Origin of the sequence: Pedobacter sp. FW305-3-2-15-E-R2A2 (genome assembly GCF_038446955.1) — a bacterium.
Classification (GTDB): Bacteria; Bacteroidota; Bacteroidia; order Sphingobacteriales; family Sphingobacteriaceae; genus Pedobacter.
Window position 1 is genome coordinate 5,657,818 of record NZ_CP151803.1, and the last position, 11,783, is coordinate 5,669,600.

Consider the following 11,783-nt stretch of genomic DNA (forward strand, 5'->3'; position numbering starts at 1 on the left):
TCCGGGGCTTTTCCATTATCCTATAATAGGATGTTTATCTATTTTTTATCCCAGGTTTTCTCTCCCTTTTCCATTTTGTCAAGGGTAGCCTGGTAAGTTGGCTTGTCTGCTTCCGGAACAATGGCGATTGCTTTCTTTTGCATGGCGATTGCTTCATCTTTCTTTCCCATTTTGTAGAGCAGATTGGCATAGGTATCCAGGAAAGCAGGCTCCTTGCTTTGCGTGTCCTCTACACTTTTCTTGCTCCATGCCATGGCAGAAGCCACACATTCTGCGTCATGACAGTTTTCGAATACTGTCCAGGCAAAACTATTTAACATGGAACCATCTACTTCTGTTCCGTATTTTTTCATATACGCCAATACTGAGGATTGAAACTTCGGCCAGTTTTTCATGTTTTGATAAAACTGAACCTGCAACATTTCAGTGGCTTTGTTCAGGTCGACTGTAGGGTATTTTGATTTTGCAACAGTAATCAATGAATCCAGATTAGCAGAAGGCTTTCTCAAATGGGGATAAATTTCTTCCTGAAGGATTACCCCGGTCAGGACTTTGTTTGACTGCCCTTTGCCCAGTACGGCATCTACTTTTCCAGGTTCTTTCAGCATCAGCTGAAATCCTTTGCTTTTGCTGCTTTGTGTAAACTTCCCTAAAAACTCCAGGTTGTCTTTAGTGTACAAGTCAGTTTGTGTTTCCAGGTAAGCGGCGGCTATTTTGCCTGCATTTTCCTGATCATAGGCTTCCTCGGCAACAGATGCCAATTGCTTTAAAGTTTCCGGAGCAGCATTACCCGCTTCATATTTTTTTAGCAGGGTATAATATTGCGTTTCCGGATTCAACGCTTTTTCAGCTTTGGCAATAAATCCATCTGCATCACCGCCACCCACAATCCGGTGAACCAGTTCACCCTTTGGAGAGAAGATCAGAAAGGTAGGATAAGCCTGAATTTTATACGCTTTATTGATCGCATCGGCATCCGCGTACCAGCTTTTCACTTCTTCATTGTCGTCTTTGGTTTTATCGAACTGGACCTTTACATTCACAAAATTTTTATTGAAAAATGCACTCATTTTTTCCTGAGGGAAGATGGTGCTGCTCATGTATTTGCAAGGGCCGCACCAGGTGGTAAAGCAGTCGACAAAAAGGTATTTATTTTCCTTCATTGCTTTTTCGCGAACCTGTGCCCAGGTCAGTCCATGCTCAAAATGTGTTCCTTTATCCTGTGCAATTCCCATGAAAGGGATCAGGAGAAATAATAAAATTAACTTCTTCATTTGATTGTTTTTTTATGATATGCCAGATTGGTTTTTTATAATATACAAGATAACAACTCTCTATCATATAACGACATACCTTTTAAACATTTAACGAAAATATTCAACATATCCCCCTTCTCCTCCCCCTTCTTATGATTTATTAATGGCCCTTTGTACCGGGATTCCAAATTTGTAACGCTTTCCGTCAGGATCATAACAGCTCCCGGGAATACGCATTTTAAGCGCGTTTTATACAAACTGCCTACCCGCCTTTAACACGCTTCCAAGCGGGTCTCCACCGAGTATAGAGCGTGTATAGAGCCTGGCTAGAACGAGCTGATCCGCAAGCTGCCCGGAAGCAATCTGGCAGATGACATTTACGCGCCTTCTCGTTTTTAATAGCCAAGCCATAAAAAAACAAAAAGTATCTTAAATAAATATAAAATTATTAATTAGTAAAATAAAAAGAACAGATGATCTGGATTTACAAGATATATTATTCAACATTGCATTAGATAACCATTTATACAATACGGCAGGAAATACCAAAAGTAAATGAAGCAACCCAATAATCCAATCAAGCCAAGCTCGTTAAGAGACAATTTCTTGCCTCTGCTTAAAAATATTAAGGCCGTTATATCGGAGACCCAGAATCAGGTCGTCCGGAGTATTAATTCAGCAATCATTTTAGCTTATTTTCAAATAGGCCGAATGATTCTTGAAGATGAGCAAGCCGGGACTCAACGTGCGGAATATGCAAAAGAAACCATTCTCCGTTTGAGTAAAGAATTAACTACCGAGTTTGGAAAAGGCTATTCTGCAGACAACCTGGAAAGGTTCAGAAAATTTTATATTATTTACCAGCACAGGATTTCCGCATCAGTGATGCGGAAATCTTCCAGTCGCTCAAAATCTGCCTCAGCGATTCAGAAACCAGGGATTAGTGATGGAGTTGAATTTCAATTCTATTTAAGTTGGACTCACTATATTCAACTCTTAAAAGTCAAAAATGAAGATGAACGGAGGTTCTATGAAATTGAAGCTGCAGAAAATAACTGGTCAGTAAGAGAGTTGCAGCGACAATATAATTCGGCACTATTTGAACGGTTGACGTTAAGCAAGGACAAGAAAAGCGTACAGAAATTGATTAAAAAGGGACAGATTATTGAAAAAGCAACTGACGTTCTAAAAAGTCATTATGTACTGGAGTTTCTTGGACTAAAAGAAGATTCCGAATATTCTGAGAATGATCTGGAAACTGCTATTATCGACAAGTTAGCGCATTTCATGTCTGAATTAGGAAAGGGATTTTTGTTTGAAGGCAGACAGCGAAGATTCACATTTGAAGGAGACAGCTTTTATGTTGATCTGGTTTTCTATAACAGGCTGTTAAAGTGTTTCGTCCTTTTTGACCTCAAAATTGGCAGATTAACCCATCAGGATATCGGCCAAATGCAGATGTATGTAAACTATTATGACAGAAAAATAAAGACTTCTGAAGAAAATCCTACGATAGGCATCATTCTATGTAAAGAAGAAAACAGAACAATTGTAGAATTCACCCTGCCAGAAGATAATAAGCAGATTTTTGCAAAAGAGTATAAGGCCGTTTTACCGAGTAAAGAATCCTTAAAAAAACAATTACTGTAATACCTGGTGTACTCAGATGGTTATAGCATTGAAGTTCTGATCCTGATATCGCAACAAAAAGGCCTTAAGATTTCCGCATCAGTGATGCGGAAATCTTAAGGCCTTTCAAATTGATGAGTTTTACGCTCCTTCTTCTCCTCCGTTTTTCATTTTCATCAGGATCGCATAGGCGTTCTTCATGACAATATTCTTTGCTGGCAGTGGCGATTTGATCTCTGTAAAACCCTCACTTAAAATACCAGGCTCCACGCCGATCATTTTGTACTGATGGTTTCCTTCGTCGGTAAACACATAAAACTTGTTCTCCCATTTTACGACCGCTTCGTCAGGAACCGCAGTAACACTGGCATGGTTCAGCTTTACCGCAGCGTTCAGGTACGTTCCCGGTAATAACTCTTTGCCGTAGTTTTCCAGGTCACAATGTACGCTGATACTTCTGTCGTCTCCAATAGCAGGACTGATCAGGTGAATGGTGGCCAGGTACTTTTTATCCGGGTTTCTATTCGTGGTACATACAATTTTCTGTCCTTCTTTAAGGCTGGACGCATCATTCTCTAAAACGGTCAGGTTTACATGAAGTTTTTTCGGATTGATGAGTTCAAACAAAACATCCGTTGCATTTACATATTTGCCTGTATTCACATTTACTTTGGTTACATGACCATCAATAGGGGAATAAATCTGAATCCTGCGGGAAATATTACCTGCCGTTAAAGTAAGCGGGTTTAAGCCGATCAGTTGTAACTGCTCCGCTAATGATTTAACCATGATCTTTTGCTGGTTGAAATCACTCTCTGTTTGCTGGAAAAGCTTATCACTCGTTGCTTTTGTGGCATTCAGTCCTTTTTGTCTGATGTAGTCTGATTCTGCAAACTTCAGTTTATTTTTTGCCATCAGGTAATCCTGCTGCAACTGTACATATTGCTGGTCTTCGATCGTTGCCAGGACTGCCCCTTTGCGAACCATCATTCCCGGAATAAGGTTCGTTTTTCTGATATAGCCTCCTAATGGAATGCTGATAGAAAAGACATTTTCTGGTGGTACCTCTACCAACCCATTTACGTTGAGCACGCTGCTCATTCCTCTTTTTTCAGGCAGACCTGTCGTAATTCCTGCAATTTTTGTCTGCTCAGCAGTAAATTGAACCAGGTGAGTTTCCTGTTTAACTGCGGGATTCGGTGTTTCTTTGGCCGCTTCTTTTTCTGCGTTTGTACAGGACATAAAAAGGAGGAAAAGAGAGAGGCTTAATAGGATGTTTGTCTTCATGATGATGTTCTTTTTATTTGCTGGCACTGATTCTTTCGATTTCAAAAGCAGCTTCGTTGAACTGCTGAACAGTATTAAAATATTCACTGCGGATCTGGATACTCTGGTTTACAAGCAAGGCCCAATCCAGGTATCCTATTTCCCCTGCATTGAGTTTCTGCGTAGAAGTACTGATGATGACTCTTGCATTTGGCAATAGTTTATCCTGATAGGACCTGATGAGCTTCTTTTGCTGCTCATACTGCTGATGGGCTTCCTCCAGTTCCATACTCAATTGCTGAGCTGCCAGTTCCAGCTCCTGTTGCTTTTGAAGGATCAGTACGTTGGAAGCCTTTATTCTGGATTTTTGTGCCCCGAAAAAGAGTGGAATTCCAAGTCCAAGACTGACGGAAGAGAAGCGTTTGCTTGCTCCATAATACTGTTCCGCGCCCATCGCATTGCTTTGCCAGCCGATGATGCTCGCATTGTTGTAACCAAAGCTAAGGGAAGGCAATAGCTTGCTCTTTTCCAACTGCATTTGTTGCCGCGACAACAGCAGCTCCTGTTCTTTTAAGCGGAACAAAGGATTTCCATTTACTTCCGCAGCGGAGGACATCAGGCTATAAACTGCGGCTTCCGGAGCAGGTTGCAGCTTTACAGAACCATTCAATAAGATGTTGAACCGGTTTAACAGTAAGCGGTAGTCTTTTTTTAACATCTCCAGCTGATTGCTGATCTGAAGCTTCTGGTTTTCAGCCATATTCAGCTCCAGGACATCCACATCCCCTGCCTGATAGCGTTGTTTTGACTTCTCCAGAAACTCAGTATACACCCGATCTGCCTCCAGCAGGAGTTTTTCTTTTTCCTGAAGGACCAGCAAGCCATAATAACTCAGCTTCACACTTGTTTTCAGCTCCAGTATTTGTTGTTGGAATGCGAGCTCACTGAGCTGCACATGGGTTTTAAGTACTGCTGATTGCCGCGTATATACTGCAGGAAATTCCAGGTTCTGGGAGATGGAGAACTTATGGTCATTTGCCAGGCTGTTAAATTTGCCATATTCAACGCCAAGGTTTGTTTTCTCCAGATCAAAGCTGCTTTTCTTTAAAGCCTGATGATAGCTGATCTCCGAAGCTGAAACACGTAATGAGCGGTTATTTTTGGCTGCGGTATCGAGTGCAGCAGCCAGGGAAATCCGCTCCTGCGCCTGTACATTTCCAAAAACACTACCGATCAGTACCACCGCAGTGATCATTCTTTTTCCCGGTTTAAAATAGCCGAAACCTTTTTCAAAAACAATATAAAGCATAGGTAAAACAAATAAAGTTAACATCGTAGAAATGATTAAGCCTCCGATTACCACGGTAGCCAATGGCTTTTGTACCGCACCTCCTGCCCCCGTGCTGATGGCCATAGGAATGAATCCCAGGGAAGGAACCAGCGCCGTCATCAGTACCGCACGCAATTTAGATTTGGTCCCATGGACCACAATACGTTTCACATCATCCCAGCCTTCCTTTTTCAGGCGGTTAAATTCTGAGACCAGCAAAATTCCATTCAACACCGCTACGCCAAACAAAGCGATAAAACCCACCCCGGCAGAGATGCTAAAAGGAAGATCTCTCATCCAGAGCGCAAAGATTCCGCCGATGGCGGAAAGTGGAATGGCCGTATAGATTAATAATCCCTGTTTTACAGAATTAAAAGCAAAGTATAACAACAGAAAAATAAGGAAGAGTGCGATGGGAACCACGATGCTCAACCTAGATTTCGCAGCCGTCATGTTCTCAAAAGATCCGCCATAGGCGATGGTATATCCCTTTGACAGGTTGAGCTCCTTAGCTGCTTTTCCCTGAAGCTCCTGAACGATCGACTGAACATCGCGGTCTTTCACGTTAAAGCCGACAATGATTCTGCGTTTCGTATCCTCCCGCTGAATCTGGTTTACGCCCTCCACTTCTTCAATTGAAGCCACCATGCTCAACGGAATCTGCGTTCCATTACCGGTAGAGACCATCAGGTTTTTGATATCTTCGACATTCTTACGGGCATTTTCCGACAACCGGACCACCATATCAAAGCGTTTCTCCCCTTCATAAACCTGGCCTGCAACCTGTCCGGCAAAAGCCGTATTGACCACCCGGTTTATTTCGCCCACGTTCAGTCCATATTTCGCCATTCCATCACGGTCATATTTGACCACCACCTGCGGCATCCCTGTCACCTGTTCTTCATAAACGTTTACCGCACCTTTTACGGTTCCGATGATTTCACCCAGGCGATGTGCATAAGCTGCAAGAGAATCCAGGTCCTCTCCAAAAATCTTACAGACCACATCCTGTCTGGCCCCCGTCATCAGTTCATTGAAACGCATCTGAACAGGGAATTGAAAGCCCACCGTAATGCCTGGAACTGCTTCCAATGCTTTCGTCATCTTCTCACTTAGTTCCGGAAAAGATTTGGCAGAGGTCCATTCCTTTTTATCCTTTAAAATCACCATCATGTCTCCTGCTTCGAAAGGCATCGGATCGGTAGGAACTTCTGCACTTCCGATTTTGGTGACCACCTTTTGGACTTCAGGGAAATCTCTGAGCAGTATTTTAGCCGCCTGCTGTGTCGTCTGAATCGTATTGTTCAGGTTACTTCCGGTCAGCAAACGGGTTTCTACCGCAAAATCTCCTTCTTCGAGCTGAGGAATAAACTCCCCTCCCATTTTACTCAGGACCAATAAAGAAAGTCCAAATAAGGAGATGGTCACTAATAAAATGGTTTTAGGAAAACGAAGCAATGCGCCGAGTAAAGGCTGATATTTTCTTTCCAGCCAAATGATCAGTTTATCCGTCAGGTTTTTCTTATGCTGCAGTTTCTTATTCAGGAATAAGGCCGACATCATCGGGACATAGGTAATGGAAAGTATAAATGCACCGAGGATGGCAAAAGCAATCGTGAAGGCCATTGGTTTAAACATTTTTCCTTCAATCCCTTCCAGCGACAAAATAGGCAGGTAAACAATCAGAATGATGATCTGACTAAACACCGCGGACTTGATCATCGATCCCGTGGATTTGCTCACCTCGGTATCCATCTCTTCCTGATTGATCCGATCCAGTTTCCTGAAATGTTTGGAATGGGAGAAGCGGTGTAAGATCGCTTCGACCACGATCACAGAGCCATCCACAATAAGACCGAAATCTATCGCTCCCAATGACATCAGGTTTCCGCCCACGCCAAACTTGTTCATCAGAATGATGGCAAAAAGCATGGATAAGGGAATCACTGAAGACACGATCAATCCCGCCCTAAGGTTCCCCAGAAAGAAAACCAGGACAAAAATCACAATCAATGCACCTTCCAATAAATTGGTTTCTACCGTTTGAATGGCATTGTCCACCATTTTTGTACGATCCAGAAAGGGTTCTATGACTACACCTTCGGGAAGCATTTTCTGAATTTCTACGATCTTCTCTTTTACGCGTTTTACGACCACAGAAGAGTTTTCACCTTTAAGCATCATCACCACTGCTCCTGCCACCTCGCCCTGATCGTTATAGGTCATGGCTCCGTATCTGATGGCAGAACCCAATTGTACTGTAGCCACCTGACTCATCAGCACCGGCATGCCATTGTTTAACTTTTTAACAACTATTTTCTGGATATCTTCCGGAGTTTTCGTGAGTCCTTCACTGCGGATATACAATACGGTAGGCCCCTTCTCGATATAAGCACCCCCGGTATTTTCATTGTTTTGCTCTAAAGCATCAAAAACATCGGTGATGGTCAGGTTGTAAGCTTTCAGTTGTTCCTGTTTAACCGCAATTTCGTACTGTTTTAATTTTCCACCAAAGCTGGACACCTCAGCCACACCCGGTGTTCCGAGCAGCTGACGGCGAACGATCCAATCCTGCATGGTACGGAGCTCCTGCTCGTCATATTTACCTTCATATCCTTTGAGTGGTCTGACCACATATTGATAAATTTCGCCCAGACCTGTAGATACAGGTGCCATCTGAGGTGCACCTATCCCCTGGGGGATCTCCTGCTGTACCTGCTGCAACCGTTCGCTAATCTGTTGCCGCGCCCAGTAAACATCTGTTTCTTCGTCAAAAACGATGGTGACCAGCGAGAGTCCAAAACGGGAGAAACTCCGGATTTGTTTCAGGCCTGAAATACTACTACAGGCTTGTTCTATGGGAAAGGTAATGAGCCTTTCAATGTCCGGTGCACCAAGGGAAGGTGAAACGGTAATCACCTGAACCTGATTGTCAGTAATATCAGGAAGGGCATCTATGGGTAATTTTGTAACCTCGTAAGTACCCCATCCCATCAGGGCGAGTACAAACAAGCCAATAATCAGCTTATTCTTTACAGAAAAGCCAATGATTTTATTTAGCATAATCATGGTGTATTAATGAAACCGATAATATAAACCCTGTCTGATCAGGAGGAAAAATCCTGCAAACCATGGGAAAAAGAAAAAATTAATCTCGGTTTATGCCCTTGGCGGCTTAAAGAAAGCGCCCTGTTCGGGATTGGAATGGAGGTATTTTGGAATGCTCCAATTTTGATTTGCAATCAAAACTGAGCTTGCTTTTTGAATGGTGATTTTTCCTGCCGGAATTGCCAGGTGGATGATGGTGGGACATTCTAATTTCTTAAAGGGAAGCTCCATATCCTCTTTTTGGTCATCATCATCAATGTCCTGTCCGAGGTAATGCATGGCGATAAAATCCAGCACTCCGATCCGCTGATCCAGCTCATGGTGTCTTAAAAAATGAGATACCAGTTTTGGCATTTTAAATACTTCGATGAAAGAAGCATTTAAGATGAGCATAGGAAATAAGATGAATAAGCAAGCCTTTTTCACAGGGCAAATATAATGCTAGCGATTTAAAAAGCAAGACTCGGCCTGCCTCATTCCTGTTATTTTTTTAGTTCAAATACCGTCATCAATGCGGCATGATCTGAAGGAAACATGACCGGATGATAGTCAATGACCCTGGATTCGATAGGGTTAAGTCCTTTCCCTTTATAATAAATGAAATCAATTCTATCCCTTAGTCCATATAAGTCCGTTGTTGGTGCCGCCCTTACTCCCCAGGTCAGTCCTGGGTTTGATAAGGGATTGACATGGAGCTTTCGATAACTATCTGTAAATCCTGCTTTGAGCATTTCCAGACTTTCAGGCCATTCCACGACCAGTCCGTAGTGAAGGGACTTGGTTTCTTCCGTCCAGTCCAGGTGAGATCCCATATTGAAATCACCGGCCATGATGACCGGTAAATGGTCGGTGTTTTTTAGATAGGGATCAATCTTTTTCAGGATCTCTTTTATTTCTGCATGCCGGGTTGGCCCCTCTTCTTTGATCAGGGCCTGCGCATTTTTTTTCTCTTGTCTGATGCTGGCATCTACATCCGGTAAGTAATCCAGCCAGGTATTCAAATAGATCAGCTTTTTGTCCGGACTCAATTTTAAAACTACCCCACCAAAATTGGAGGGACGGAACTCCCTGATCGTTTCCTCGATCGGATAACGGCTCATGATGGAAAGATTGGCACTGATCAGGTAAAAATAATAACCCAGCGAATCGGCAATCACTGCTCCTGAGCCATACGTTTCTATGAGTCCTACGATATCAGGATTTGTGGATTTGATCGTTTCAATCAGGCGTTCCAATCCTACGGCCTGTCCATACCGGTGGCCGCCATGCCAGATGTTCCAGGAAAAGACTTTCAGATGAGTGGGAGCAGCTGTTTCTTCTTTGATCACATTTGGAAAGAATTGTAAATATTGCCTTTGCACTTCGGCAGAAGAGAGGGCACGGTTCCAGACTTTTACTTCATCTATAAACCCGTTAAAAGCATTCCATTGGGCATTCGATCCGTATTCCCATTTCTCATCCGAGCCCCCAATGACTGTGGAGTATTTGCTTTCCAAACTACCAAGGCCCGGTGTATTGTAGATGGCGATATTTTTTCCGTCCAGGTAGATCCAGGCTTCATGCGTTTCTCTTTTGACTGTAAAGAGGAGCTGATGCCAGTTGCCATCATTGATCCTCTGCCTTTCCGCAGTTGGTTTATAGTCATAACGTTGTTTTCCGTCATTTAACAGCAGTGCCCAGGCTCCGTTTTCCTGCGTATAAATCTGCCAGCCTATCGTAGCTCCGTCCTCTGCGATCTTATTTCCCATGATTGGCGTTCCCATCTTTGCATTTGCTATGGTTTTTACCCAGATCTGCACCGAGAAGGAGGCCTTTTCTGTGAATTCAGGCAAGGTTCCTTTGTCCAGCTTAACAGGCCTTCTCAACATCGCATTTGCAGAAAGGTCCAAGGCTCTTCCGCTCAAGCCTTTCGCATATTGTGATTGCTGCAAATCAACCGCATAATAGGCACTGTCTTTAGGAGTAATGTGTTCCTTAAAACTAAAATTATCAAAGTTCAATTGATACCCGGGTTCCTGCGCGTTTGCCTCCGTCTGCCCAAGGATTAAGGCGAGGATCAATACCATCTTTAGTTTAATAAAGTTTTTGAATGCCATTATCCCTTTATTTAAGTACACTTTCAATTGCTGCTCCGATCGGGTTCACAGAACTGAATTCAAATCCAAGCAATTTTACCATTGTTTTTGCCAGCTGATCCTGATAAATCTGTCCCTCATTTTTCATTTCTCCTTTGGGCTTAATTCCTGGCCCCATTGCAATCAACCAGGTATCATTGGCATGTGGAATGCGGGCTCCATGGCTGGTCCATTGCTGACCTTCTCCTCTGCCATGATCCGGCATAATCATTAAGGTTGTTTTGCCTTTGTAAAATGGATCGCTTTGCAGGTAATTCCATAAGCTGCCTATCATGGCATCCACATTTCTGGCAGCATCAAGGTAAAAATCATATTTATCTTCGTGTCCGTACTCATCAGTATCTGCAAGATCCAGGTACAATATTTTAGGATGTCTGGCTTTGAGGTAAGATTTCGCCAATGCATAAGTTGTGGCATCCAGGCGTTCTTCATGGCCCCATATTTCAGGTTCATAATGCTGGATTTCATTGGCCAGACTTTCTCCCTCACTGAGATTTTTCCCGCTGAGGTTCTCTCCCGGGAGATTCACCAGCAAGCCATTACGGTTTCTGTTGATGATCCTGCCAACAGCACCCCAGGAGGCAAAACTGACCACTTTACCTTTATATCCTTTCTGCTCATCCATAAATTCCAGGATGTTCCTGTTCTCATTGTCCGGATGTCCGTTCGACTTCACTTTAGGATCCGCATAACCGGTCAGGTTTTCACTGCGACCAGGATAGGAGATCCAGTAAGGATTTTTAACATTTACTTTATTTCCCAAATCCCTGTTTCCATAAATCTGTCCGTTCTTTACAATAGTCGTCCATAAGAAGGGCATTAAACTCGTTCTTCTTTGCTGCAGATCATCAGACCAGTACTTTTTAAACCGTGCTGCGGAATCCTGAGTATTGAATTTTTTATCGAGCAACAATTCTATTTCTGCGCCCTGGAAGACCTCTCTCCACCTTAAGCCATCGATGGAGATAATGATCATGTTCCCATCGGGAGCCTTACTTTGTGCAAAAGTTCCCTTTACGCAGAGGAGTAACAGGAAGAATAGTATATTTTTCATATCTA

Annotated in this window: 7 protein-coding genes; 1 reads left to right on the forward strand and 6 read right to left on the reverse strand. The window is 43.1% G+C overall.

Annotation, left to right across the window (positions count from 1 at the left end; all coding sequences use genetic code 11):
• Nucleotides 1–38 precede the first annotated feature (38 nt).
• Nucleotides 39–1,274, reverse strand: a complete 1,236-nt coding sequence (locus tag AAFF35_RS22875; protein WP_342328875.1) for a thioredoxin fold domain-containing protein — start codon at nucleotides 1,272–1,274, stop codon at nucleotides 39–41.
• A gap of 537 nt (nucleotides 1,275–1,811) precedes the next feature.
• On the opposite strand from AAFF35_RS22875, the gene AAFF35_RS22880 reads away from it, so the two are divergent.
• Nucleotides 1,812–2,906: a PDDEXK nuclease domain-containing protein gene (locus AAFF35_RS22880; RefSeq protein ID WP_342328876.1), complete on the forward strand. Its 1,095-nt coding sequence runs from the start codon at nucleotides 1,812–1,814 to the stop codon at nucleotides 2,904–2,906.
• 120 nt (nucleotides 2,907–3,026) lie between these two features.
• On the opposite strand, the gene AAFF35_RS22885 is transcribed toward AAFF35_RS22880, so the two are convergent.
• The 5 genes from AAFF35_RS22885 to AAFF35_RS22905 all read right to left on the reverse strand — a co-directional run bounded on the left by AAFF35_RS22885 (nucleotide 3,027) and on the right by AAFF35_RS22905 (nucleotide 11,778).
• Nucleotides 3,027–4,172, reverse strand: a complete 1,146-nt coding sequence (locus AAFF35_RS22885; RefSeq protein WP_342328878.1) for an efflux RND transporter periplasmic adaptor subunit — start codon at nucleotides 4,170–4,172, stop codon at nucleotides 3,027–3,029.
• Between the two features lie 13 nt (nucleotides 4,173–4,185).
• On the reverse strand, nucleotides 4,186–8,544 hold the full coding sequence (locus tag AAFF35_RS22890) for a CusA/CzcA family heavy metal efflux RND transporter (RefSeq protein ID WP_342328880.1): 4,359 nt from the start codon (nucleotides 8,542–8,544) through the stop codon (nucleotides 4,186–4,188).
• A gap of 96 nt (nucleotides 8,545–8,640) precedes the next feature.
• Complete coding sequence (locus tag AAFF35_RS22895) at nucleotides 8,641–8,982, reverse strand: hypothetical protein (protein ID WP_342328881.1); 342 nt, start codon at nucleotides 8,980–8,982, stop codon at nucleotides 8,641–8,643.
• An 89-nt stretch (nucleotides 8,983–9,071) separates the two neighbouring features.
• Nucleotides 9,072–10,685 carry a LamG-like jellyroll fold domain-containing protein gene (locus AAFF35_RS22900; protein WP_342328882.1) on the reverse strand — a complete coding sequence of 538 codons (1,614 nt, stop codon included), beginning with the start codon at nucleotides 10,683–10,685 and terminating at the stop codon, nucleotides 9,072–9,074.
• A gap of 7 nt (nucleotides 10,686–10,692) precedes the next feature.
• A complete protein-coding gene (locus AAFF35_RS22905) occupies nucleotides 10,693–11,778 on the reverse strand; it encodes an alkaline phosphatase family protein (protein ID WP_342328883.1) in 1,086 nt (361 codons plus the stop codon).
• Nucleotides 11,779–11,783 lie beyond the last annotated feature (5 nt).

Coding starts and splice junctions, on each gene's coding strand:
- AAFF35_RS22875 (WP_342328875.1), bottom strand. CDS start 1,274: ATGAAGAAGTTAATTTTATTATTTCTCCTGATCCCTTTCATGGGAATT.
- AAFF35_RS22880 (WP_342328876.1), top strand. CDS start 1,812: ATGAAGCAACCCAATAATCCAATCAAGCCAAGCTCGTTAAGAGACAAT.
- AAFF35_RS22885 (WP_342328878.1), bottom strand. CDS start 4,172: ATGAAGACAAACATCCTATTAAGCCTCTCTCTTTTCCTCCTTTTTATG.
- AAFF35_RS22890 (WP_342328880.1), bottom strand. CDS start 8,544: ATGCTAAATAAAATCATTGGCTTTTCTGTAAAGAATAAGCTGATTATT.
- AAFF35_RS22895 (WP_342328881.1), bottom strand. CDS start 8,982: ATGCTCATCTTAAATGCTTCTTTCATCGAAGTATTTAAAATGCCAAAA.
- AAFF35_RS22900 (WP_342328882.1), bottom strand. CDS start 10,685: ATGGCATTCAAAAACTTTATTAAACTAAAGATGGTATTGATCCTCGCC.
- AAFF35_RS22905 (WP_342328883.1), bottom strand. CDS start 11,778: ATGAAAAATATACTATTCTTCCTGTTACTCCTCTGCGTAAAGGGAACT.